This is a genomic window from Chitinophaga deserti, assembly GCF_003149455.1.
GTDB lineage: Bacteria > Bacteroidota > Bacteroidia > Chitinophagales > Chitinophagaceae > Chitinophaga > Chitinophaga deserti.
Genome location: NZ_QFFK01000016.1, coordinates 44,370 through 69,830, shown reverse-complemented (window position 1 = coordinate 69,830; position 25,461 = coordinate 44,370). Strand labels below are relative to the sequence as shown.

The 25,461-nt window shown below is 51.2% G+C and carries 23 protein-coding genes; 12 read left to right on the top strand and 11 right to left on the bottom strand.

Translation table 11 applies throughout. The features are described from left to right. The first annotated feature begins 97 nt into the window (after positions 1–97). The 4 genes from accD to DEV76_RS25135 all read left to right on the top strand — a co-directional run bounded on the left by accD (position 98) and on the right by DEV76_RS25135 (position 3,180). Positions 98–943 (top strand): acetyl-CoA carboxylase, carboxyltransferase subunit beta, encoded by an 846-nt coding sequence (gene accD, locus DEV76_RS25150; RefSeq protein WP_109700723.1) that lies wholly within the window; start codon positions 98–100, stop codon positions 941–943. 56 nt (positions 944–999) lie between these two features. Continuing rightward, entirely contained in the window at positions 1,000–1,440 is a 441-nt protein-coding gene (gene smpB / locus DEV76_RS25145; RefSeq protein ID WP_109700722.1) for an SsrA-binding protein SmpB, read from the top strand. Between the two features lie 101 nt (positions 1,441–1,541). Then, a complete protein-coding gene (locus tag DEV76_RS25140) occupies positions 1,542–2,687 on the top strand; it encodes a hypothetical protein (protein ID WP_109700721.1) in 1,146 nt (381 codons plus the stop codon). Positions 2,688–2,736: 49 nt separating this feature from the next. After that, the gene (locus DEV76_RS25135; RefSeq protein WP_109700720.1) at positions 2,737–3,180 is read left to right on the top strand and encodes an META domain-containing protein; all 444 of its coding nucleotides are present in this window, start codon (positions 2,737–2,739) and stop codon (positions 3,178–3,180) included. Between the two features lie 631 nt (positions 3,181–3,811). On the opposite strand, the gene DEV76_RS25130 is transcribed toward DEV76_RS25135, so the two are convergent. The 5 genes from DEV76_RS25130 to DEV76_RS25105 form a co-directional block, all read right to left on the bottom strand. Then, positions 3,812–5,989, bottom strand: coding sequence for a peptidase domain-containing ABC transporter (locus DEV76_RS25130; RefSeq protein ID WP_109700719.1), 2,178 nt, complete (start codon positions 5,987–5,989; stop codon positions 3,812–3,814). Positions 5,990–6,036: 47 nt separating this feature from the next. Next, complete coding sequence (locus DEV76_RS25125) at positions 6,037–7,182, bottom strand: HlyD family secretion protein (protein ID WP_109700718.1); 1,146 nt, start codon at positions 7,180–7,182, stop codon at positions 6,037–6,039. Between the two features lie 87 nt (positions 7,183–7,269). Further along, positions 7,270–7,743, bottom strand: a complete 474-nt coding sequence (gene rnhA, locus DEV76_RS25120) for a ribonuclease HI (RefSeq protein WP_232827041.1) — start codon at positions 7,741–7,743, stop codon at positions 7,270–7,272. A 736-nt stretch (positions 7,744–8,479) separates the two neighbouring features. Beyond that, entirely contained in the window at positions 8,480–10,117 is a 1,638-nt protein-coding gene (locus tag DEV76_RS25115) for an acyl-CoA carboxylase subunit beta (protein ID WP_109700716.1), read from the bottom strand. A 394-nt stretch (positions 10,118–10,511) separates the two neighbouring features. Then, positions 10,512–10,913 (bottom strand): hypothetical protein, encoded by a 402-nt coding sequence (locus DEV76_RS25105; RefSeq protein WP_109700714.1) that lies wholly within the window; start codon positions 10,911–10,913, stop codon positions 10,512–10,514. Positions 10,914–11,037: 124 nt separating this feature from the next. Here DEV76_RS25105 and DEV76_RS25100 point away from each other — a divergent pair, with 124 nt between their 5' ends. Both DEV76_RS25100 and DEV76_RS25095 read left to right on the top strand, forming a co-directional pair. Next, complete coding sequence (locus DEV76_RS25100) at positions 11,038–11,502, top strand: DinB family protein (RefSeq protein WP_109700713.1); 465 nt, start codon at positions 11,038–11,040, stop codon at positions 11,500–11,502. A gap of 152 nt (positions 11,503–11,654) precedes the next feature. Further along, a complete protein-coding gene (locus DEV76_RS25095) occupies positions 11,655–12,845 on the top strand; it encodes a DUF1624 domain-containing protein (RefSeq protein WP_109700712.1) in 1,191 nt (396 codons plus the stop codon). Here the strand turns inward: DEV76_RS25095 and DEV76_RS25090 are convergent, their stop codons facing one another. After that, positions 12,846–13,778: a bifunctional helix-turn-helix transcriptional regulator/GNAT family N-acetyltransferase gene (locus DEV76_RS25090; RefSeq protein WP_198652235.1), complete on the bottom strand. Its 933-nt coding sequence runs from the start codon at positions 13,776–13,778 to the stop codon at positions 12,846–12,848. Positions 13,779–14,022: 244 nt separating this feature from the next. Continuing rightward, positions 14,023–15,129: a helix-turn-helix domain-containing protein gene (locus DEV76_RS25085; RefSeq protein WP_109700710.1), complete on the bottom strand. Its 1,107-nt coding sequence runs from the start codon at positions 15,127–15,129 to the stop codon at positions 14,023–14,025. Positions 15,130–15,240: 111 nt separating this feature from the next. On the opposite strand from DEV76_RS25085, the gene DEV76_RS25080 reads away from it, so the two are divergent. The 5 genes from DEV76_RS25080 (at position 15,241) to DEV76_RS25060 (ending at position 19,811) form a co-directional block, all read left to right on the top strand. After that, positions 15,241–16,095, top strand: coding sequence for a pirin family protein (locus tag DEV76_RS25080; RefSeq protein WP_109700709.1), 855 nt, complete (start codon positions 15,241–15,243; stop codon positions 16,093–16,095). A gap of 26 nt (positions 16,096–16,121) precedes the next feature. Further along, positions 16,122–17,117, top strand: coding sequence for a DUF2157 domain-containing protein (locus tag DEV76_RS25075; RefSeq protein ID WP_109700708.1), 996 nt, complete (start codon positions 16,122–16,124; stop codon positions 17,115–17,117). Then, positions 17,104–18,255, top strand: coding sequence for a hypothetical protein (locus tag DEV76_RS25070; protein WP_109700707.1), 1,152 nt, complete (start codon positions 17,104–17,106; stop codon positions 18,253–18,255). Before DEV76_RS25075 ends, DEV76_RS25070 begins: the two co-directional genes overlap by 14 nt. Positions 18,256–18,272: 17 nt before the next feature. Beyond that, positions 18,273–19,067: an SDR family NAD(P)-dependent oxidoreductase gene (locus DEV76_RS25065; protein WP_109700706.1), complete on the top strand. Its 795-nt coding sequence runs from the start codon at positions 18,273–18,275 to the stop codon at positions 19,065–19,067. A gap of 69 nt (positions 19,068–19,136) precedes the next feature. After that, positions 19,137–19,811 carry an SGNH/GDSL hydrolase family protein gene (locus DEV76_RS25060; RefSeq protein WP_109700738.1) on the top strand — a complete coding sequence of 225 codons (675 nt, stop codon included), beginning with the start codon at positions 19,137–19,139 and terminating at the stop codon, positions 19,809–19,811. Positions 19,812–19,902: 91 nt separating this feature from the next. Here the strand turns inward: DEV76_RS25060 and DEV76_RS25055 are convergent, their stop codons facing one another. Then, complete coding sequence (locus DEV76_RS25055; protein WP_109700705.1) at positions 19,903–20,910, bottom strand: glycoside hydrolase family 43 protein; 1,008 nt, start codon at positions 20,908–20,910, stop codon at positions 19,903–19,905. A 71-nt stretch (positions 20,911–20,981) separates the two neighbouring features. On the opposite strand from DEV76_RS25055, the gene DEV76_RS25050 reads away from it, so the two are divergent. After that, positions 20,982–22,043 (top strand): LacI family DNA-binding transcriptional regulator, encoded by a 1,062-nt coding sequence (locus DEV76_RS25050; RefSeq protein WP_109700704.1) that lies wholly within the window; start codon positions 20,982–20,984, stop codon positions 22,041–22,043. A 6-nt stretch (positions 22,044–22,049) separates the two neighbouring features. Here DEV76_RS25050 and DEV76_RS25045 read toward each other — a convergent pair whose 3' ends face one another. The 3 genes from DEV76_RS25045 to DEV76_RS25035 form a co-directional block, all read right to left on the bottom strand. After that, positions 22,050–22,799, bottom strand: a complete 750-nt coding sequence (locus DEV76_RS25045; RefSeq protein WP_198652233.1) for a glucosamine-6-phosphate deaminase — start codon at positions 22,797–22,799, stop codon at positions 22,050–22,052. 68 nt (positions 22,800–22,867) lie between these two features. Further along, positions 22,868–24,094, bottom strand: coding sequence for an N-acetylglucosamine-6-phosphate deacetylase (nagA, locus tag DEV76_RS25040; RefSeq protein WP_109700703.1), 1,227 nt, complete (start codon positions 24,092–24,094; stop codon positions 22,868–22,870). After that, positions 24,066–25,445 (bottom strand): sugar MFS transporter, encoded by a 1,380-nt coding sequence (locus tag DEV76_RS25035; RefSeq protein WP_109700702.1) that lies wholly within the window; start codon positions 25,443–25,445, stop codon positions 24,066–24,068. Before DEV76_RS25035 ends, nagA begins: the two co-directional genes overlap by 29 nt. Positions 25,446–25,461 lie beyond the last annotated feature (16 nt).

Here is a 25,461-nt window from a genome sequence, read left to right as displayed (position 1 = left end):
CGCATATAAACGGGGGGCTTTTGATTTACGGAAAATTTTAATTTTATCGTATCTTGCACCACTAATCTTTAATCTAATTATTTAGTACACATTCTGTATGAGCTGGTTTAAGCGTATTAAACAGGGTATTTCCACCACTACCAGTGAGAAGAAAGAGGCGCCGGACGGTTTATGGCATAAGTGCCCGAAATGCAAGAAGACGACCACCATGAAAGATCTGAAAGCGAATCTTTACGTTTGCGATAAATGCAATTATCACAACCGTATTAATTCGCCCGAATACTTCGAGATCATTTTTGATGATAATAATTTTGAGGAACTGTTCACCAACATCTACCCCAAAGATTTCCTCGGCTTCAACGACCTGAAACCTTATGGCGACCGGTTGGTAGACGCACAGAAGAAATCCGGCCTCTCCGACGCTATGCGTGCAGGTGTAGGCGAGGTAAACGGTAACGGCCTCGTGGTGGCGTGTATGGACTTCAACTTCATCGGCGGCTCTATGGGCTCCGTAGTAGGTGAAAAGATCGCCCGCAGTATTGATTATTGTATCCTGCACAAGCTGCCGCTGATGATCATCAGCAAATCCGGCGGTGCACGTATGATGGAAAGCGCTTTTTCCCTCATGCAAATGGCGAAAACTTCTGCCAAGCTTACCCAGCTGGCCGCTGCCCGCCTCCCCTTCATTTCCCTGATGACAGACCCCACCACCGGTGGCGTTACTGCATCTTACGCTATGCTGGGAGACATTAACACGGCTGAGCCGGGCGCCCTTATCGGGTTCGCAGGCCCCCGCGTTATCAAGGAAACCATTAAAAAGGACCTCCCCGAAGGGTTCCAGAGTGCAGAATTCCTGCTCGACCACGGGTTCCTTGATTTTATCACCGACCGTAAAGAACTGAAGAACAGGCTCAGTACCCTGCTCCAGCTCTTCAAAAACTAACGATATTTCCCGGCCGGCTGCCTCACCCGCAGCCGGCCATATTTGTAACCCTTACAATGGCAGAATTAAAGAACAGATCGGCTTATTACGAATTTGCGATAGAAGATAAATACATCGCCGGAATGGTACTTACCGGTACCGAAATCAAATCCATCCGCGGTGGTAGAGTGAGCTTTAACGACAGCTTCTGTTATTTCTCCAAAGGCGAATTATTCGTCAAAAGCCTGCACATCGCCGAATACTCACACGGCACCTACGCCAATCACGATCCCCTCCGCGAACGCAAGCTGCTCCTCCAAAGAAAAGAACTCCGCAAGCTGGAAAAGAAAATACAGGAACGTGGATACACCATCGTGCCCCTCCGCATGTTCATTACCGACAAAGGACTGGCTAAAATGGAAATCGGCGTGGGTAAAGGAAAGAAACTGCACGATAAGCGCGACTCCATCAAACAACGTGAAGCCGACCGCGAACTGCGCCGTAACTTTAAAGTCTGATCCCCTCCCCCTTGTTAAAACCTTCTTAAATTTCCGCTTGTAATCCAACTGGAATGATTTGGCGTGCCGTTTGCCTAATATATGATTGTAAACACAGCTTTATGTTGAAGTATCTCCGTTACCTATCCGTATGCCTCCTGGCCATTATCCTCTTTGCCTGCAAATCCGGTGAAAAACTGTATAACCAGGGCCGTTATTATGATGCGGTCGAAGCCTTTGTAAAGAAACTCCAGCGCCGCCCTACAGACGCTACAGCCCTCCGGCTGCTCCCCGCCGCTTACGATGCCGCCAAAGATTATTATGAAGGCAGAGCCAAACAGGCCCTCGCCTCCAATAATGCCCTGAAGTGGGAAGATGTGAAGAATGAATACCGCGCCATGCAGTCTTTATACACCATCATCCGCAGCGCCCCCGCCGCTAATGCCATCGTAAAGCCCAAAGACTACTCCTCTGCCATCGCCGCTTCCGGTGAAAATGCCGCTGAAGTACGCTACAACAGAGGGATAGAGCTCATGGAACAACGTACCAAACAAGCCGCCCGCGAAGCTTACGAAGAGTTTGGTGCCGCCCTCCGCCTAAGCCCCAACTTCCGTGATGCCTCCCGCCTCCGCGACCAGGCCTACCAGCTGGGTATTGTGCATGTGGTAGTCAGCGAAATAGACGTACGCTCCCCATACTTCCAGTTCTCCGCAGACCAGTTCCGCGACGCCCTCGTCCGTAACCTGGAAGACAGGCGCATTAATACCTTCGTGCGCTTCTATGACGAACGCCGAGTTAGAGGTGCCAAAGACTTTCAGCCCGATCAGTACATGGAAATGCGTTTCATGGATTTTGTAGTGGGGCAAACATATGTAGACCGCTCCCAGCGCGAAGTATCGAAAGTAATACAGGTGAAAGGCAATAAAGCCGACAGTACCGGCAAATTCCCCATGGTAGATATCACCGTAAAGGCCACCATCTTCGTGACCCGTAAAACCGTAGAGTCCAGCGGACTGCTCGATTACCGGATCATCGACGTGGCCAATGAGCGTATCCTCCGGCAGGATCGTGTTCCGGGATCATTTACCTGGCAAAACCAGTTTGGTACCTTCCGGGGCGATGAGCGCGCCCTCAGCGATGAGGATAAACGCCTGATCCAGGGCAGGGATGTACCTGCTCCCCCGCCGCAGGATCTCTTCCTGGAGCTTACCCGGCCTATATACGACCGCCTCGCAAGGGACCTTCAATCTTTTTATAGCCGGTATTAAGTAACTTTTTGCTGCCTCATTTGTTATAGTAGACAGAAAAGTTAATGACATGAAGAAATTACTGACTATTTGTGCCGCATTTGCCGCCACCGCCTTTATGGCTTCCTGCTCCAATTCTAATAAAGCCGCAGGAGGCAGTAACAGTGAAGCCGATCTGTATAAGACCTGGCAACTGGTAGAAATAGACGGCTTACCGGTAGACACTGCAGGCCTCATGCGCCCGGCACAGTTCACCTTTGATAAGGCTAACAGCCGTATCTCGGGATCTGCCGGCTGTAACATGATTACAGGAGGATTTACGCTCGAAGCACCCAACAGGATCACACTCAGCAAACTGGCTTCCACCAGGATGATGTGCATGGGCAAAATGGAATATGAAGACAAATTCCTGAAGACTTCCGAAAATATTAAAACCTGGTCGGTAACCGATGGTATACTAACCCTTGGTACTGCAGACGGTAAAACGCTTGTGAGGCTCACTGCCGCGCAATAATTCCTGATTTGATGAAATTAGAAAAAGGGCCTGTCAACAGCAGGCCTTTTTTAATGCGTTTAACAAAATGAAAGGCGCTCTTCCTGCGAAGAGCGCCTGATTGTTCGAAGTATGCAGAGGCCGGATGGATATCAGGCCCCGTTATATGTTATCCTAAATCTTACAAAGTGGCGAAAATCACCAAAATATTGTCTGTACCATAGCAGTTACTAGTCATATACCCCGATCTCCCGCCCGGCGCCATCCAGATGCCGAAAACATCCGCATCTGAGTTTAGCGGATCAGGAAGTATCGTGAGGAATGCAGGCTCTCCATTTGCCTGTAGATTATCCGGGTCTTAATGATGGAATTGTCAATGTTGATGATATTACCGATATGGGGCACAACATAGTTCATGGGTTTCCAACAAGGGCACATCAGGTATAATATCTTCAATTGAACATCTGAGTATTGAAAAAGTTGAAACAGCCGGTAAATTTTAACCACTCATTCAGGAACAACAGTAGAATAGCCACTACGGCTATTTATATTGTATAAAGACATAGCATAAACGAAGAAGAGGTGAAGAGGATATTTTCATACAAATAATATCAGGATTCCTAACGTAGATGTTACCCTTCTATAAACATTATTACACCAACACTGCCTGATGATGTTGCCATAGCCTGGCATACACAGCATTGTTTGCGAGCAGTTCGGTATGCGTTCCCTCCTCCACCAGTTTACCTTCCTGCAGTACTACAATTTTATCGGCACTCACCACCGTACTCAGGCGGTGTGCAATCACTACAATCGTTTTACCCTGATCCCTCAATTGATGCATGGCTTCCTGCACATATTGGTCAGACACCGAGTCGAGCGATGAAGTAGCCTCATCCAGGATAATCACTTCGGGATTACGGTATAAAGCCCTTGCAATAGCGATGCGCTGACGCTGCCCGCCGCTGAGGTTTACGCCATGTTCACCTAAAGGGGTATTAAAACCTTCGGGCAGTTTTTCAATGAACTGCAGGATGCCCAGCAATTTGCATACATGTAGTACGCGTTGTACATCCGGCTCAAATTCACCCACTGCAATATTCTCCAGTACAGAACCCGCAAACAGATCGATCTGCTGCGGCACGGCGGATACCTGGCGGCGTAAACTTTCGTTATCAATATACCGGATATCCAGCTGGCCAATCATGATACTGCCTTCCATCAACGGATAAATATTCTGTAACAGCGCCATCAGCGTACTCTTCCCGCTGCCGCTCTCTCCCACTACCGCTGTGATACGCCCGTGCGGAATATGCAGATCGAAGTTTTTAAACACTTCCACCCGTGTACCATACCGGAAGCTCACCCGCTGAAAATGAATGTCTCCGATCATCTCCGGCGTGAGCGCAACCTTGTTGGCGGTTTCCTCCTGCTCCAGGTCCATAATTTCAAATAAACGGTCGGCCGCAATCAGTGCATCCTGCATACTTCTGTTAGCGCCGATCAGGCTCATGGCAGGCCCCGTAAAGTAGCCTATCAGGGCATAAAAGGATAACAGCTCACCCGGACTCAGCTGCCGGTCCATCACAAAGTAAGACCCCGCCCATAACAGAATTACAACAAATGCATTGGTCACGAAACTGCTGGCATTCCCGAGATATAAATTGCTCACGGAAGCAGAAAAAATAGTTTTCAGCAGGCGCACAAAGCGGGATTCGGTTTTGATATTTGCGAATTCTTCCAGTCCGAACCGTTTGATGGTAGCCACGGAGTTCAGGGATTCTACGAGCTGACTGCCCAGTTCCGCATTATCTTCCATCAGCCTGCGCTGCATTTTTTTATTGATCTGGTTGCTGATCCAGTAAATGAGCCCGTATACGGGAAGGATGGTAAGCACCAGCAGCGCCAGTTTCCAGTAATAGGTGAACATGAGGGCGAAGGAGAAGAATACGATGAACACATTTACCACCAGCCCGATAGCCACATCATTGATGAATACACGGATCTTCACGGCATCGTTGATACGCGAAGTGATCTCCCCCACGCGCATGGTGTCGAAGAACTGCTGCGGGAGGCGCAACAGGTGTTTATAATATCCCAATATCAGCCGTGCATCAATCTGCTGGCCTGTTTTAAGGGCAAAGATGCTTTTGAGATGACCGATAAAAAGCTGCAGGGCCAGGATGAGCAGCATGATGATACCCAACAGGTTCAGCAGGTTGCGGTTGCCTTCTACCAGTACATTATCCACAATCTTCTGTACGTATATGGAGGTAGACAGGCCCAGTATGGTATAAATAATTGCCCCGAACAATGCCTGTAACACAACCGTCTTATGCGGCCGCAGCAGGAACCAGAAGCGCGAAAGATGGGATGTGCGCTCATCGCCCGCAATGAAATCATCACCCGGCAGGAGGATCACGAGGATGCCCGACCACATGGCTTTGAAGGCATCTGCGGGTATTTTATGGAACTGTCCGTCTGCCGGATCCATCACCGTTACTTCCGTTTTGGTGACGCGGTAAATCACTACATAATGATGCAATACGCCTTTCACCACAACATGCGCTATAGCAGGCTTGGGAATATTGTACAGCGCCTCATAAGGCCCTTTCACTCCTTTGGCCTGAAAGCCGAGGCGAGTGGCTGCTTCCACCATACCCAGCACATTGGTGCCTTTACTGTCGGTAGCCGCCATTTGCCGAATGCGGGCAACAGGGATCTGTAAATTATAGTGGGACGCAACGGAGGCAAGGCAGGCAGCCCCGCAATCGCTGAGGTCGCGCTGGCGTACGCGGATGCTTTTTCTGAGTCGGATGTTGTTGGACATGGTCAGGTTTGTTTTCCGGTCTGTTGAATAATACCAGTCGGTTTACATTAATTACGGGCGAGAACATTGGGATTCATCCAGTCGTCGGTTTTATCATAGAGGAGCTGGAAGAGGCTTCTGCGGGTGAGGAGGAAGCGGGCCTGAAGGGTCATCCCTTTCTTCAGCTGTCCTTTTACGCCTTTGGCTGTTGCCACATTTGTAGCGGCAAACTTGCAGCGCACTTTAAAGACGGGCTGGTTATCCACGAGGGTGAAATCATTATCGACGCTTTGCACGGTGCCTTCCACCGAGCCCCATTCGTTATAGTTAAAAGCATCTACCTGGAAGCGGACGGGCATACCGGCTTTGAGATAACCGATATCTTTCGGGCTAACGAGGCATTCGGCTACGAGGTTACTGTCTGGCGAAATAATCCCTATCATCTCTCCTGTCTGCAGATAGCCGCCGGGGTATTTGCCGTTGAACTGCTGGATGGTGCCGCTAACGGGTGCTTTGATGAGGTTCCATTCCTTTTGCTTTTCCAGTTGTACTGCATCGGCCTGCAGCCGGTTACTTTCAAGGCGGTAGCGGCTCAGCTCTTCGGCCCAGGCGCTGCGTTGCTGCTGTACGGCTGAGCGGTAGAGGGTAACAGAGCGGTCGTATTCATATTGTTTGTCGCGTAGTTCCTTTTCGGCCACTACTTTATCGGCAAACAGCTTTTTATACATTTCGAGGTCGCGCCCCAGTTTGTCTACCGTAGCCTGCTGCTCGCTGATAACCGCCATAAACCTGCTGTATTGCTGCTGGTAAAGGGCGGTACGGGGAGCGCCGCCGCCGGTGGCGAGGCGTGAGAGGTCGGCAATGAAAGCTTCGCGCTGCTGGAGCTCAAAAGAAGCCTGGGAGATCTTGCTGTTGGAGATATCTTCCTGGAGGCGGAGGATGAGTTGTCCTTTTTCGACGTGCTGCCCTTCCCTTACGAGCACATCGGCGATAGTGCCGGAAACGAGGCTGCGGAGCTCGTTCTTCTCCGCTACGGGGCGAACGATGCCGGCCGATTTAACGGATACATCGACATAAATAAAAGGGAGAGCTAGCAGACAGAGGAGTACTGCTAACAACACGGAGGTGTAGATCATCTGGGTACGTACCTGCACGCGTGGTAACCACGACATGGTGGAGTGCTCGATGACGGCAACGGGGAAAATCTGAGGCATGGTCAGGATTCAAGGTTCAAGTTGAAGCCCGACGGTTCAAATAGTTAATTGCTGTAAGACGTGACTAATTTACTATATTTTCCTGAATTAATCGCCGCGTTCATAACCCACATCCACAAGGAGATTGCCACCGTCTGCGGCAGCGGTGGCCAGCTCGTCGCAGCGGTTGTTTTCGGGATTGGAGGCATGGCCTTTCACCCAGTTGAATTTAACGCGGTGTTTGCGGTAGAGGGGAACGAAGCGTTCCCAGAGGTCGCGGTTCTTTTTGTCTTTAAACCCGGTTTTGACCCAGTTCCATAACCAGCCCTTTTCAACGGCGTTCACGATATACTGGCTGTCGGTAAAGATCTGGATGGGGAGCCCTTCCCGTGTAAGAGCTTCGAGGGCCACTATAACGGCCAGCAGCTCCATGCGGTTGTTGGTGGTCATCCGGTAGCCGCCCGACATTTCGCGGCGGGTATTACCCCAAATCAACACGATGCCGTATCCTCCCCTTCCCGGGTTACCCCGTGCGGCGCCATCCGTATATATGATCAGTTGCTGGTTCGTCTGGTTCGTCAAAGCCTGTTTTTTAAGGTGGCAAAAATAAAGGAATTTATAGCAGTATGCCATTTGCCCCGAAGTTTTCTGCCGGCGGGGGCATTTCCGTATGCTAAATGATTGATTTTGTTCAAATTAAGGGTAATTGCCGGAATAATCAAGGGATACGCAGTACATACAGTAGTGGTACTGTTATGTATATGAAATGGTACCTTATCCTTTACTGCAAAGCGTTTGACCACGTTTTATATACATTAACCCTACTTTAAGTATGCTTTAAGGTTACAGTAACCCTACAGTAAGATAAGTTAATATCCGGCGGAAGACAGTTCAAAGGAATCGGCAGCCGGGTATAAAGGTTCGTGAAGCTGAACCGGACGGGTATTGAGGAAATAAGGGGTTTACGTGTCCCACTTTTAGCCTTTTTTTGTACAGAGTGTACCATTTTCCGTATGCATTTTCACGGTTGTTTAATGAAACCCGCTACTGTGGAGGGTGTTGTGTTTTTATAAAATCATCTACTGCCGAAAAGGTACATTACCAGTACACTAACCCTGAAGTAACTGTGAAGTAACCGTGAAGTAACTGTGAAGTAACCATGGAGTAATTATGCAGTAACCGTGGAGTAACTATATAGTTACCATGCCTCGTCCTGGCACAAAAACACCTGCGGATACCATTTTTTCAGGAAACGGTATCCGCAGGCAGACGAAAGGTGCCTCATGGCACAACTTATGTATTTGGTGAATGATCGTGTTTACACCTGGATGACCCCGGTTTTAAATGTTTCTTCCACCGGGGCAAGGTTCGCCGCTTCCAGGCAGCGGGCGATGGTTTGGCGGGTGTTACGGGGATCGATGATCTCATCTACCCAGAGGCGTGCGGCGGCGTAGTAAGGGGTAGTCTGACTGTTATACCGGTCAGTGATATCCTTCAATAGCTTTGCTTCGGCTTCCGGGGTGATTTCTTCGCCTTTGGCTTTAAGGGAGGCCACCTGTATCTGCAGCAGCGTTTTAGCGGCCTGTTCGCCTCCCATTACCGCGATTTTGGCATTGGGCCAGGCGAAGATGAACCGGGGATCGTAGGCTTTGCCACACATGGCGTAGTTGCCTGCTCCGTAAGAGTTGCCGATGATCACGGTAATCTTGGGCACCACGCTGTTGCTCACGGCATTTACGAGTTTGGCGCCGTCTTTAATGATACCGGCATGCTCCGAGCGGCTGCCCACCATAAAGCCGGTTACATCCTGCAGGAAAATAAGGGGGATCTTTTTCTGGTTGCAGTTCATGATGAAGCGGGCGGCCTTATCGGCAGAATCGTTGTAGATCACTCCGCCCATCTGCATTTCGCCTTTTTTGCTTTTCACCATTTTGCGCTGGTTGGCTACGATGCCAACTGCCCAGCCTTCTATGCGGGCGTATCCGCAGAGGATGGTTTTGCCGTAGTCTTCTTTATATTCTTCGAACACCGAACCGTCCACCATCCGGTGGATCACTTCACGGACATCGTAGGATTTGGAGCTGTCGGTTGGAATGATGCCATAGATTTCTTCGTCGCTTTTAGCGGGTTCCGTAGCGGCGATACGGTCGAACCCTGCAGTGGCGGGCTTCCCGATCATGGAAACGATGTGGCGGATGCGTTCCAGGCATTCTTCATCGGTTTTGAACTTATAATCCGCGATGCCCGATATTTCGGTATGGGTAACGGCGCCGCCGAGGGTTTCCGCGTCCACGTCCTCTCCTATGGCGGCTTTTACGAGGTAAGGCCCTGCCAGGAAAATGGAGCCGTTGCCTTCTACCATGAGCACTTCGTCGCTCATAATGGGTAGGTAAGCCCCACCGGCCACGCAGCTGCCCATTACGGCGGCTATCTGGGTGATGCCCATGGCGCTCATTTTGGCATTGTTGCGGAAGATGCGGCCGAAGTGTTCTTTATCGGGAAAAATCTCGTCCTGCAGCGGGAGGTAAACACCGGCGGAGTCTACGAGGTAAATAACGGGCAGTTTGTTTTCCATGGCGATCTCCTGCATGCGGAGATTCTTTTTGCCGGTGAGCGGGAACCAGGCGCCTGCTTTCACGGTCATATCGTTGGCCACGATCATGCAGAGGCGGCCACTGACGTGTGCGAGGCCTGCAACGGTGCCGCCGGCAGGACAACCGCCATGTTCCGCATACATTTCGTAGGCAGTGAAAGCGCCCAGTTCAAGGAAGGTACTGTCTTTATCAATGAGTTTGGCGATTCTTTCGCGAGGGGTGAGTTTGCCGCGCTGGCGCACTTTCTCGAGGGCTTTCTTTCCGCCCCCCTGTTCTATCACGGCCAGCTTTTGCTTCATGGCGCTGACCAGCATTTTCAGTTGATCTTCGTTCCTGTTGAATTCCAGTTGCTGTAAATCCATAATGTGGCTATAATTTGGATAAATGTAAGGGAAATTGAGGGAACGAAAATGGAACTGCCCCCGGAAGCGTTACATAACCTGCCTGTGTTTGCTGATCAGGCAAACGGATATGTTTTCCTGCGCTGTTTACGGATGTAATTCCATTGTAACCCTCCGATCAGAATTGCAATACCGATGGCAGCATAAAATGCGGGTACAGGATTTTCGTATGTGCGGAGCACAGTATTATAAGAGGGATGTGTACGGATGGTACACGATCCCCGAACTTTAACCCGTTCCTGCATTCTGAAGAAAGCATGTCCGGCCATATCAATGACATGATTGCGGCAAATATGGCTAAAGCAATAAAATAAAGAACGTAATTGAGATAAATCTTAAAAGCGTTTTTTGTCTGCTATTTTTGCGGCGTTTGAAAAGATTTTCGAATCACATACCATGCTATCCAGCCGGATAAGAACATAAAAAAGACTACTAAAAAAATGCGGCTGGTGGGGTTATTGTTTGCCCGAAGAACGATATCATAATCGGGATGTATGCGGATCGCGATACTGTTTCCTGCCTTAAAAGCCGACACGGTATAATCTTCTTTCTTGTCAGGAAGCCGGAAGGTTCGTCCGCCAGCCTGAACATAAATAACTGATCTTTTGCTGTATGAAGGGGAAATTTTCGTGATGACTGCAGACTCTATGCTGCCTTTGCGCCAGACCTGCATACGTTTCCAGTAATCCGTCACCTGAATATAGCTCATAATAAGGAAAGCGATCAGGGCTATTATTACGCTTAGTTGTTTGCGCATGGGTGTTACATTCAACATCAACCGGTATAGGGATTGATTTTCATATCTAAAGTAGTGTTAAATTTGGTAATACGTCCATAGGAATGGAACGCAAATTGTACGTACAACCCTAAATTCTAACTATATGTCGTTACCCGTTGTACTATCCGAAGCATTACAGCATATTTACCTGGGGCAACCCTGGCTGGATGTGACTCTCATGGAGCATTTACAGGAGCTGGATGCGGAGAAAGCCTCCCGCAGGTTCGATACCTCGCATAATATCTGGGAACTGGTGAATCACCTCATTTTCTGGCATCAGAATGTAGACCGTAAGCTGAAAGGCGAAAAACCTGAACAGGAAGGCGACCTGCCCGATTTCTATTTCCCGGAGAACCATGGGGAGAACAACTGGCAGGCTACCCTGCAGCGGCTGGACCACTCCATCACTTATATGGTGGAAACCATCCGCAATTTCCCGGAAGAGAAGCTTTATTCCAATGTGGCCAATACGCAGCATAACGCCTATTATTACATTCAGGGAGTGCTGCAGCATGCCGCATATCACCTCGGGCAAATTGTACTGATCCGGAAATACGCTGATACATAAAGGAAAACGCCGCTAAAAAGCGGCGTTTATACATAGGAAATGGTTAAAAGTACCGTTTCCGGTATCAGGCACAATATATATATTTAATATAAAATACATAGCATTATTTCAACGTGGGCGGAATTATTTATATTCGGGTATAAATCTATGCCATGGAACTCCAAAACCCCGCCCGGGAACGGGTCTATTCCATTGATGTTTTAAGAGGCATTGTGATGATCCTGATGGCGCTGGATCATGTACGCGATTATTTTATGACAGGCGCCATGAGTTCCGACCCCCTGAATCCGGAAACCACTTTCCCCGCATTATATATTACCCGCTGGGTGACACATTTCTGCGCACCTATTTTTGTATTCCTCTCCGGCCTTTCCGTTTTTCTCATGAACGGGCGGAAAAGCAGGGCAGAGATCAGTAAGTTCCTGCTCACACGGGGATTATGGCTGATACTCATTGAAGTGACGGTAGTATCCCTCGGCCTGTCTTTCAACCCCCTGTTCTCTATTTTCTTCCTGCAGGTGATCTGGGCCATCGGGGTGAGTTTTGTACTGCTTTCGCTTTTCGTATTCCTGCCCTGGGGAGCGATACTGGCCATTGGGATAGGCATTACCGTTTCCCATAACCTGCTGGATTTTTACGAAGCCCAACCGGGGTTTCAGCCGGGCCTGCTGTGGGAGTTTTTGCATAAGCAAACCTTCGTGCCCCACGAGGTATTGCCGGGGCACAGTGCCCTCGTCATCTATCCCTTCCTGCCATGGGTGGGTATAATGATGATGGGGTATGGTTGCGGGAGATTGTTTATGCAGGATGTATCTGCGCAAAAAAGGCGTTCGTTGCTGGTTACGATTGGCTTTGGCATGATAGGGCTCTTCTTCCTGCTGCGCGCCCTGAATGTATATGGCGATCCTTTGCATTGGGATGCATGGCCTACCCTGCAGCAAACTGTTTTCTCCTTCTTCAACGTACAGAAATATCCGCCGTCACTGTTATACACCTGCGCTACGATCGGCCCCGGCCTCCTTATGCTGGCCGCCCTGGAGCATGTGCGCAACCGCGTTACCGCTGTCTGCAAAGTGTACGGCAGTGTGCCTTTCTTTTATTACGTGGTGCATTTTTATCTCATACACGCGCTTACCGTGGTGGCGTTTTTCGCCAGCGGGTATGGAATGGACCAGGTGGTGGACCCGCAGTCTCCTTTCCTCTTCCGTCCTGTCAGCTTTGGCTTTTCATTACCCGTGGTGTATGTGATATGGATCGCTGTTGTGGCTGCACTCTACCGCCCCTGCAAATGGTTCGCGGAATACAAGCGCACGCAGCGGAAGTGGTGGCTGAGTTATGTGTAGTTACTGCATCTCCCGCTCATAGCGTTCTTCCAGCAGTTCATGGCCCCATAACGTAGCGGGGACGGATGATTTTTTGATAAATCCCCAGCGTTTGTATAATGCAGCCGCGGTATCCTGCTGGTCTGTAGTCAGTAAATAGACTTTCTTGAACTTCTGCTCCCTGCAGAAGTCCATAGCCTGCTGCATAAGGGCTTTGCCTAACCCTATCCCGCGGAAATCCGGACTGATGAGGAACCAGCGCAGCTGTGCCTGTTTTGCGGGACGGTGCTGGATAGCTACTACCCCAACAAGGCGGCCGGAGCAGACTGCCAGCCATACCCTGTCGCGTGCCGGGTGGTAATGCACCATGAAGTCCTGGATCGTTTCCATCACATACCGCTCAAAGCGTGTATCGTAACGGTATTCCTGCATGTATAATTTGCCGTGTAAGCTGATGATATCTCCCAGGTCACCCGGGAGCAGTTCTGTGCGGATGGTGATCTGGTCCATGGTAGCGGCTCCGTCAGGGGCACTGAGCAGCCTGCGCAGGTCGTTCATGGCACCTGCCACCGTTTCCTGTGCTGCAGGAGTAAGGTGGGCCATCATCACACGCAGCTGATCGTCTGACAGCGTACCCATTTTGGTCATGAGCCGTCTGCCGCGGTCTGATAACGAGAGGTAGGAAGAGCGCCCGTCTTCCGGGAGGGGGTGTTTGAGAATGAGACCGCCTTTTTCAAGCTTACGGAGTATGCGGCTGAGGTAACCCGCATCTATCTGGAGTGCATCGCGGATGCCGGTAGCCGTTGTCTGCCGGTTGAAGTTGATCTCATACAGCACGCGCACTTCCGTGAGGGAATATTCACTATCGAAGATATGCTGCTGCAAAAGGCCCAGCTGGGCAGTATAGAAGCGGTTGAAACTGCGGATATCGTTTATTACTCGCTGGTCTGACATCGGAAGCATTTTCACAAAACTACCTATTTCCTTGCTTAAGTCAAACATTTTATTTGACATAAGCAACTTAATCGGGATGCGTATTTATACGCAGGAATTCGCGTATTTGCTCGCGGGAAATTGCCGGGGGAAGGGGTTTACTTTGCACGGTACACACACAAGCACTCATGTGTGATCCGTTATTGTTAGTAGCATTATTTAGATTGAAGTAAGCATAAGGCCCGGTTTCCCGGGCTTTTTTATGTCACTCCCCGCCCTGCTGCCGCAGGAACTCCCGGGGAGAGCATCCCGTTACAGCGCGGAAAGCCCGCTGGAAAGTAGGCTGGGAATTAAAACCGCACTCAAAAGCGATCCCGGAAAGGGTAAGGTGTTTGCAGGCGGGGTCTTTCATCCGGTCTTTCACCGCCTCCACCCGCCAGCTGTTGATGTATTCATTAAAACCTTTGCCCATTTGCCGGTTGAGTACGGCCGAAAGGGTTTTCACCGGTACCCCTATACGCTCCGCAAGTACTGAGGCAGTCATTTCAGGGTCCAGGTACAAGCGTTCTGCCGCCATGGCCCTGTGCAGTGCTTCCGCACACCGTGCTATCTCCGTATCCTCCAGCTGGTCGAAGTAAGAACGCGCCTGCTGCTGCCGTGCTGCGTAGATGACACGGGTACGGTGATAACCCGCAAACCCGATCCAGTAAATGAACACGACCAGCATCACTTCTATCACTGAATACTGCTGCGCACCCGTTACATTCCAGATATAAGGAACTGCCACCGTAATGAGCCATACGCAGTGAAATACGCCCATCACCACCATTAAAATCTTCAGCCATCGGTCTTCTTCCGGCATCAATCCCCCTCCTTTCCGCTGTTGCAGCCACTCCCTTAGCGCCAGCAGAAAATATACGCATGCCCAGGCTACCGACAGCCGCTCCGCTACCCTGTCAAAAACCTGGTACACCCACACTACTGCGTGCGGATAAGCATAACCCAGCTGATCCAGCTTCCAGCAGATCAATAACCCCAGTTTAATGGCCAGCGCCAGCCATATCATGATAAAATGCTTCCAGGGAGCTGCCGGTTTCCCTTCTTTCCGGAACGAGCGTACATACAGGTACAGGCAGGGACCAAAGCCGAATATGAGCACAAAACCGAAGGCATCAAAGAACCAGATGCCGGGGTACAGGCCCGATGACCAGTTGAGGGTTTCAAATCCGTTGTAGCTGAGGATGAACATCAGCCCCGCCAGCATACGGTTCTGGAACGGGTTTTCTGTACGGGTAAAAAGGAGGAAGATCCCGAAAAACAGCGCCTGCAGGGCGCCCAGTAAGACTAAAAGGGAAAACAGATCGATGTTCATAGCACGTTAACGCAGATAAAGATAAACGCTTTCAGGACATCCTGCGAGGGGAACAATTTTTTTAACCTCCGTCAAACGCCTACATTTGTTAGCTCCGTAAAACTGAAACCCATGAAGAAGAACATCGCCCACGTGCTGACTGGCAGGGCCAAACAGATCACCCCGGAAGAAACGGTGATACAACCGCTTCCGCATAAGGATTTCCGGTTTGCCAATCCGTTCATCGTAATTCACCATATAGGACCCGAAACGATCGCAGCGGGTTCCGCCATGCGCATTCACCCTCATCCGCACAGGGGCTTTTCTCCCGTCACTTTTATGATCTCCGGTGAAGGGTATCATATGGACAATGCCGGTCATTCCGGCACCATCACAGACGGGGGTATCCAGTGGATGTTTGCCGGCAAGGGGCTCCTGCACAGTGAAGGCCCCACCAAAGCCATGCTGGAACGCGGCGGCAACTGGGAACTCATCCAGATCTGGCTGAACGTCCCCAAAGCCCATAAATGGGACGAGCCCTACTACCAGGCCGCTACTGCCGAGCAACTCCCTTTCGTACTGGAACAGGAAGGCGTACAGCTGCGCCTGGCCAGTGGTGAACTGGAAGGGAAGCGCAGTCCCATGAAAAGCTTCACCCCCGTTACCGCCATCGTGGGAACCATTGCTGCCGGTAAAACCGTGCAGCTCACCGCCAAGCCCGGCGACCCTGCCCTGCTCTATGTTTTCCGCGGAGAAGTAAACGTGAACGGCACCCCTGCTGCCATGCACCAGCTGTATGTATTCGATACTGCAGGCGATGAAATAGCGGTAACTGCCTCCACCGATGCAGGTATCCTTTTCCTCACAGGCGAGCCTATCAATGAACCCATTGCCGCGAAAGACAACTTCGTCATGAACACTGCCGAAGAAGTAGAACAGGCATTGGAAGACTATAAAAACGGTGTGTTCGGCACCCTTCAATACTAAACCTATCTTCCACCCAAACCCCACCAATGCGGTCAACATTCATCCGGCAGCTTTCTGATGAAGGAATACTGAGCGAAACGGAGCGCCTCCGCCTGGAAGCGCAATCCGCCAGTAAGCTCTTTTCCCTTCACTGGGAACTGAAAACGATGCTCTACCTCGGCGTACTCCTCCTCAGCGGAGGGCTCGGCACCCTTATTTACAAGAACATAGACACGATCGGCCATCAGGCTATCCTTGCCGCCATCGGCGCTCTCTGCGCCGGGTGCTTCTGGTACGCCAATAAGCACAAGCCTCCCTTTTCCTGGCAGAAAACCGAATCTCCCAACCCCTGGTGGGACTACGTGGTACTGCTGGGCTGCCTCCTCTTCATATCCTTCATCGGGTACCTGCAGGCACAATACAACGTGTTCGGCATGCGGTATGGCATGGCCACCTTCATTCCCATGCTGGTACTGTTTGCCTGCGCCTACTATTTCGACCACATCGGCATCCTGAGCCTCGCCATTACCGCCTTCGCGGCATGGCTGGGCATCTCCATTACGCCGATGCACATCCTCACCGACAATTACTTCGGACTGGAAAGGAGACTGATAGATACCGGTCTACTCGTTGGCCTGGTACTCACCGCCGCCGGTGCTTTCAGTGAATACAAAAAGAAGAAGCCGCACTTCGCATTTACGTACTACAACTTCGCCCTGCATATATTATGCATTGCGGCACTGTGTGGCATGTTTATGGAAGACGGGTGGCTCCTACTCTACACCCCGGCCCTCATCGCCACACTGGTGTTCTACTACCTGCTCGGCGTACGCATCCGTTCGTTTTATTTCCTGCTGATGACGGTACTGTACGGTTACATCGGTGCAGGCTACCTCGTTATCTTCACCCTTATTCAGGCATGGGATGCGCTGGAAACCGGCGTACTTTACCTCTCAATACTTTACCTCATCGGTTCCTCCATTCTCATGGCCCGTATGCTCATCAGACTGAACCGCAAACTGAAAGCCCATGCTGATCTATAACACGAAGGAACTCGATAACCGCCTTATGGGCATGGATGCAGACGATGCTGCCGCAGAAGGTATGATTTCCCCGGAAACAGTGGTTAACATCAAAGCCGCGCATCCTTATACGCTCTATACACCCAACAACTTTGTGCGTATCGGTCTTGCCCTCGTTTCCATCTGCTGTGTGGTGCTCGGTGCGGGATTAATAGCCCTGCTCATGCTCGATGGCATCGGTAACAGCTGGGAAGGCTTCCTGCTTTTCTGGGGCCTGCTCACTTACGGAGTACTGGAAGGCTGGATGGCCGGTCATAAACATTTCCGTTCGGGCGTAGATGAAGGTCTACTCTGGTCTTCCGCCTGCTTCCTCGCATTCGGCATTATCGCACTTTACGAAAACTTCGATACCACCCACTGGATCTACCTCGTACTTACCCTGATTGCCACCTGGTTCTCCATCCGCCTCGCGGAACCTGTGATGACCCTGGTGGCATGGATTTGCGGCATCCTGTTTGTGCTATTTGCTTCGGTCATCTATTTGCCGGGGGCGCAGTTCATATTACCCTTCCTTATCATGGCCATATCGGCAGCAGCCTACTTCGCCGCTACAGGGATGCAACCCAAGTGGAGGTTCCGGCATTACGACGTCAGCCTGTCTGTTCTCCGCCTCGCCGCACTGCTCACCTTTTACATGGCGGGCAACTACTATGTGGTACACAACCTTGGCAATGAACTGCTGGGCATGGAAGGGGAACCGCCCCTGCCGTGGCTCTTCTGGGCGTTTACGCTAAGCCTGCCTGCCCTGTATATCTGGATGGGCCTGCGTAAGAAAGACCGCATCCCCCTGGCAGCAGGATTACTGCTCATTGCCGCGGCGGTTTTCACAGTAAGGGCCTACCACTCCGTGATGCCCATTGAAACTGCCATGGTATTGGGCGGCATTGTGCTGGTTGCCATTTCGTATGCCGCACACCGTTACCTGAAAACGCCGCAGAAAGGCTTCACCACGCAGGCCATGCATACGAAGCATTTTGGTATAGAACAACTCGAAGGACTCATCATCGCAGAAACGATGCAGCATACCGCACAGCCACAGGAACCCGCCATATTCAAAGGTGGTTCCGGCGGAGGAGGTGGTGCCAGCGGAGAATTTTAAACTTAAAAACTGTGCATATGGATTTACAATTGAAAGGAAAAACTGCATTCATCAGCGGCAGCACCCAGGGAATAGGGTTTGCCGCAGCCAAACTGCTCCTGCAGGAAGGCGCTTCCGTTATCATCAACGGCAGAACCGATGCCCGCGTGCAGGAAGCGGTAGAGAAACTGAAATCCCTCGTGCCTGACAGTCCGGTTACCGGCATAGCGGCAGACTTCTCCAAACTCGACGACGTACAGCGCCTGATGGATAAACTCCCCTCTGTGGACATACTCGTCAATAATGCCGGTATCTTTGAACCAAAGGCATTTGAAGATATTCCGGACGATGACTGGTACCGCTTCTTTGAAGTGAACGTTATGAGCGGGGTACGCCTCTCCCGCCACTTCTTCCAGAAAATGCTGGATAAGAACTGGGGCCGCATCATCTTCATTTCCAGCGAGTCCTCCATCCTCATTCCCAGCGAAATGATCCATTACGGCATGACCAAAACCGCCCAGCTGGCGGTAAGCCGCGGTCTTGCTGAAAGAACGAAGAACACCGGTGTAACCGTCAATACCATAATGCCAGGTCCTACCAAATCGGAAGGCGTGGTGGAGTTCCTGCAGAAGCTGGCAACCGAGCAGGGCGTAACACCGGAAGAGGCAGAACGGGATTTCTTCAAGAACATGCGTCCCACTTCGCTCATTCAGCGGTTTGCCGATGTATCGGAGATAGCCAGTATGATTGCGTATATTGCCAGTCCGTTATCTTCGGCCACCAATGGTGCCGCGTTGCGGGTAGAAGGCGGGTTGCTGCCTACTATCATTTAACACTGGTATAAGAACTGGTTTTTGCTTATTTTGTTCCATCCAATAAACATCAGCGTAAAATCAGCGATTATGAAAAAACTCTCCATGCTCCTTTTCGCGCTCGGCGCAGTGGCCCTCTTATCGGCCGGCGTGGCTAAGAAAAAGAAGAAAGTCATCTTCTTCGGCGATTCCATTACCCAGGCGGGTGTAGGTCCCGAAGGCTATATAACACAGCTGAACGGCCTCCTGCAGGCATCACATGCCGGGCAGTACGAACTCATCGGCGCAGGGATTGGCGGTAACAAGGTGTACGACCTTTACCTCCGTATGGAAAAAGACGTGCTGGAAAAGAAGCCCGATGTGGTAGTGATCTATGTAGGCATCAACGATGTATGGCACAAAGCCTCTCATCATACGGGCACTGACTTCGATAAGTTCGGCGGCTTTTACCGGGCGCTGATTAAGAAAATACAGGACAACGGCGCCAAAGTGATCGTTTGCACCCCTTCCCTCATCGGCGAAAAGAAAGACGGTGAGAACGAACAGGATGCAGACCTCAACAAATACAGCGATCTGATCCGCTCCATCAGCAAAGAGCAAAATCTTCCGCTGGTAGATCTCCGCAAGGCGTTCATCGACTACGAAGCCGCCAACAACAAAGAGAACAGCGAGAAAGGCATCCTCACCAGCGACCGCGTACACCTGAACAAAGCAGGCAATGCGTTTGTGGCGGAACAGATGAAGAAAGCAATAACAGGGCTGTAACAGGCCATCCGCCATAAATAGAAAAGCCGGGCCACAATGGTCCGGCTTTTTTTATTTCAATGCTTTGCATTTTACTTCATTTGATGTGTCTTTATTTTGAAGGCACCTGTAAAGCCGTCCCTTCCGCTACCGGTTCCCCGAATACAGGAAGACCGTCTTTACTCCAGGTGAAACGTTGCATACGGGGAGAGCGCTTGCCGCCGCAGCCCCAGCCAGGTTGAGAGTTGGCATGGTAAAGGATCCAGTCTTCTTTACCATCAGGACTTTTAAAGAACGAATTATGCCCCGGTGCCCACACCTTATTGGCTACAGAAGTTTTGAATAAGGGTTCAGGATGCTTCGTCCATTGTGCGGAATCGAGGATGCTGCCTTTGCCGGAAAAGCGGAGGAGCCCGAGGGCGTAGTGGTCCGTCCAGCAGCCGCTGGCGGAGTATACGATCATAAGGTCTTTCTTATGGAACAGGGCCTGGGGGCCTTCATTCACCGTAACCTTCTGGCCGCTCTTTTCCCATTCATGCTCGGGAACAGACAGGCGTACACGTGGTGAGGAGATAGTCCAGGGGTTCTTCATTTTCGCGATGTAGATATCCTGCTGCTTATCCTTATCACCTTCCCAACCCGACCAGATCATATACAGTTCCTTTTTGTATTCGAAGATATCGGCATCAATAGCCCATTTGTTGGTGGCATCGGTCACTTGGCCTTTGAAGGTCCAGCTGCCGGTCATGGGATCCGGAGAAGGGTTTTCGAGAACGTACATACGGTGTTGCTCGTTCTTCCCTCCAGTAGCAGCAAAATAAGCGTACCATTTACCACGGAGGAACTGAGCCTGCGGGGCCCATATCTGTTTGGACCATTCCGTATTCTCAGTGGGTTTGTAAATGGTGACGTGTTCTGCCGTTGCGAGTGCCGTAAGACTGCGGGCTTTCCATAGCACGATGGAATTAGCCGTGGTGTGCGTGTAATAATACCAGCCATCTTTGTAGCAGGAATAAGGATCGGCCCCGGAAGGCAGAAGCGGATTGGTAAACGTGGAATCCTGTGCGCTGACAGGGAAGAATGCCTGAAACAGCATCAGGGTAAGGATAATGGGTCTCATAAGCCACAAAATAAAATATCCTGTTCAATTCTTTTTTACTACTTTCGGGTACGTACACGCACAAAGCATTCATGAAAGCGAAACAACCAGAACAACCCAATGGCGTAAAGGAAATCGCACGGAGGGCAAAGGTCTCTATCGCGACGGTAGACAGGGTCATCCATAACCGTCCGGGCGTATCTGCTAAAACACGCACCAAGATCGAGAAGATCATCCAGGAACTGAATTATCAGCCTAATATCATCGCCAGCCGCCTCGCCTCGCGGAAAGTCCTGAACCTCGCCATACTCATCCCCGCCAAATCGAGCGAAACGGAATACTGGGAAATTCTCCTGGCAGGCGTTTTACAGGCCGAAGAAGAGATCCGGCAGATGGGTGTACGCATCCACCGGTATTTTTACGACTTCAACGACCGCTCTTCTTTTCCTAAAGCAGCGAAGCAATTACTGAAAAACGAGGTAGACGGTGTGTTGCTGGCTCCCCTGTTTATTGAGGAGGCTAACGACTTCTGTAGCCAATTGCAGGAAAAGAACGTGCCTTTTGTATTCATCAACTCCGACCTCCCGGGGCAGGAAAGCCTGTGCTACATAGGTCCGGAGTTATTCCGCAGCGGTTACCTTGCTGCACACCTTATGGGGTATTGCATTGGTCCGAAAGACAAAATCCTCGTTGTTAATATGACGAAGCAGAAAGAGGGTATCCATCCCCTCCTGCGGAAAGAAGAAGGCTTCCGGGAATACTTTGGCGAAAAGCCTTCCCGTATCGTTAAAACCGATGCACTGGAAACCAGTGACGATACCGTTGAAAGGAAAGTAGCGGCGGCCCTCTCGGCAGATCCTGCCATTAAAGCCATCTTCGTGACCAGCTCCCGCGTGCATAACATTGCGCGTTATCTTGAGTCGGCCGGTAAAAACGGTATCTTGCTCATGGGCTACGATTTCCTACCCGAGAACGTAACCTGGCTGCAAAAGGGGATGATCGATTTCCTTATATGCCAGAAGCCACAGGAACAAGCCTATCGGGGCATTATGGCGCTTTACCAGCATCTGGTGCTGGGCATTGCAGTCGAAAAGGAACACTTCATGCCTATCGACATCATTACCCGGGAAAATTACATGTACTACAAGAATTAATGCAGCTCAAAGCAGCGATCCGCTGTCTTTGTCAATAAACAGCTCCGCATGCGGGTGCGTCCGCAGAATGGTGCTGGGATGCTGCCCGCTTACCGGTGAGTGCAGCGTATGCCGTATAGCCGCTGCCTTGGCAGGCCCCGGTACCATGCAAAAGATATAATCCGCCCGGAAGAGAGCCGGTACTGTAAGCGTCAGCGCATGGGTAGGTACTTCCTCCAGTGTGGCAAAGCAACCATCATTCACCTGCTGCCTGCGGCATGCCTCATCCAGATCCACCACCTTTACCAATACGGGATCATTGAAATCCGCCACATGCGGATCATTGAAAGCAATATGGGTATTCTCCCCCACTCCCATACAAACGATATCCGTTCCACCCTGCAACAGATTGGCGTACCGGGCGCACTCGGCTGCGGCAAATAGTGCCTGTCCGTTGAGATAGTGCACCGATTTAAAGGGTACGAGGCCGAAAAGGCGGTCTTTCAGAAAGTTCCCGAACCCCTGAGGTGCTTCAGCAGGCAAACCAAGGTATTCATCCATATGAAACGCATGGATGCGGTGCCAGGGAATAGATACATCGGCACGGAAAGCTTCGAGGAATTCCTGTTGTGAAGGAGCCGCAGCGAAAATCATACTGATCTCCTCTTTTGATTGCAGCAGGGCGTGTATGCGCGCAGCCACCTGATCGGCTGCGGCAGCGCCCATCCGGCGCCTGTCCTCAAACTGGTGTACTTTGATTCGTTCAAATGTATGCATACGTGACAGGTTGTGTGCCGGACGGCGCTCTGTGGCTGCCGCAGCGTTTATATCAGGTGTTATTGGTTTCAAATATTACCGGGTTCGTGCAACAGGGAAAATGCCCTTTCACTGCGGTGCCTTATTTCCCCATGAATGATCACGGTATCGATCCGTACATCGTCGTCAAACAAAACGATATCGGCATCCATCCCTGCAACGAGCGCCCCTTTCCTGCCGCCCACTTTCATGATGGCGGCCGGGGTACTGGTCATCATCCGCACGGCATCTGCCATGGGTACATCAGCCATCTTCACCATATTGCGCACGAGCCTGTCGGTAGTAGCAACGCTCCCGGCAAAGGAAGCCCTGTCGGGCATCTTGGCTACGTCATCTTCCACGATTACTTCCAGCCCGTTCTTCCTGCCGCCAAGAATGCTTTTACCCGGAGGCATACCGGCAGCACGCATGGCATCGGTAATGAGGGCCGTCTTATCCGGACCTTTGAATTTATAGACGAGTTTCAGCAGGGCCGGCGGCAGGTGAACCCCGTCGGCAATGATCTCTACCGTCATATCATCCAGCAGGAAGGCGCTTTCTATGGCACCCGCATAGCGGAATGCATTGCGGCGTGTAACGCCCGACATGGCAGAATACAGATGGGTGGCATGGGTGTATCCGTGCTCCCAAGCTTCAAGGACCTCTTCGTAGATGGCATCGGTATGCGCTACGGCGGGTAATATGCCCAGCGAGCTTATATAGGAACCGAATGCAAGCGCCCCCGGCAGCTCCGGTGCTGCACTCCAGCGTACGACAGACTTGGTATTTTCCAGTACGGAACGGTATTCTGCCGGGTCTGGGTTACGGATATACCGCGGGTCCTGCGCACCGCGCTGATTCATGGCGAAGTAAGGTCCTTCGAGATGTATACCGAGGAACTCCGCTCCTTTCCCGTTAATGGCATGCGCGGCCTCGTAGGTGGCTATAGCCTGGCGAAGGCTTTCCGTATCGCTGCTGAGGGTTGTGGGTACCATGGAAGTGGTGCCGTAGCGGGCATGGGTTTCCGCCACCTGCAGAAAGGCGGCGGTGTCGCCATCCATAAAATCACTATCGCCCCCGCCATGTACATGTATATCTATGAATCCGGGTGAGATGTATTGTCCTTTTGCATCGATCTCCACGGCGCCGGAAACGGGAATATCGTCTTCCGCCACCGCCAGAATGCGATGCCCTTCCGTCAGCACCGTTCCGCCTGTGATAATGCGGTTGGGTGTGATGATCCTGCCGTTAAAGATTTTTATCTTCCGAAAGCTCATATGTGTTATTTAAAGCCACTGCCGGCCGGGAGATGCCCCAGCTGCGCACCAGGTGCCCGTAGAAAGCATAATACATGAGATAAGCGTAACAGGGCAGCAATACCCAGTAAGCGGCACGCTCTCCCGTTATATCCGCGAAGTACCCGTATATCAAAGGCAATACCGCATTGCCGCACAGTCCCATGATCAGTACAGAGGCGCCCAGTTTGGTAAAGCGGCCCAGTCCATCGAGTGCCAGTGGCCATATGCCTGCCCATACAAGGGAATTGGCCAGGCCCAGCAACACCACGAACCAGATGGATACATCCGCTTCATGCCCGAAAATAGTTACCGCACCGCGCATGGTTACGATGCAGATAGTGAGCGCGGAACCCAGCAGGGTACAGAACCGAAGTGCATTTACCTGTTTCACATATTTCGGGATGATGAGGATACCGATGAAGTACCCTACAATAGTGGCCCCGAGTGTATAAGAAGGGAACACCTTTGCTTCCAGCAGCGGGATGCCCATAGAGCCTGCGTAGGAGATAATAGTATCTATCGCAATCACCTGCGTGCCTACATGCAGGAAGATGGCAAGTGCCCCGAGGATCAGGTGCGGGAAATCGAAAATGCTTTTCTTACTACTGTTTACCGCGGCAGTTTCCGTGCTTTCATTCTCCGTGTTAATCTCAGGCAGTGGAGAAAAGCGTACTACCAGTCCAAGGATGAACAGTACCGTGCCCAGTACCGAATAGGGAATAATTACCCGGCGGATAAAGGCATCCAGCACTGCAGCTCTTTCCGTGGGAGCCATTCCGGGCAGTGTGCGTTCCAGATCGGTATCCGTAACCCGGAGGATGACGGCCGCAAATATGAGCGGGGCAATAATGCCGGCGAACTTATTGCATATACCCATCACACTGATCCTTTGCGCAGCGGATTCCTTTGGCCCGAGGATGGTGATATAGGGATTAGCAGCGGTTTGCAGTACGGCAAGCCCGATGCCCAGTGTAAAGAGCCCCAGCAGGAAAAGCTCGTAAGTACGCGTAAGGGCGGCAGGTACAAAAATGAAAGCTCCCAGTGCCATTGCCCAGAACCCGATCATCATTCCCTTCTTAAAACCAACCGATCGTAAGAGGTAGGATGACGGAACCGACATAACGAGGTATGAAATATAGAATGCGAAGGTTACGAGGTACGACTGCAGACTGGTAAGCTCACAGGCTATTTTGAAGTACGGAATGAGGATGGCATTCACCCACGACACGAAGCCGAAGATGAAGAACAGCATGCCGATGATAAGGATGGATATGCGTGTGTCCCGACGGCTCAGGGAGCCGGGGTCCACCATGCCGGTTTGTGTCCGCATGTCAATGATTTATTGA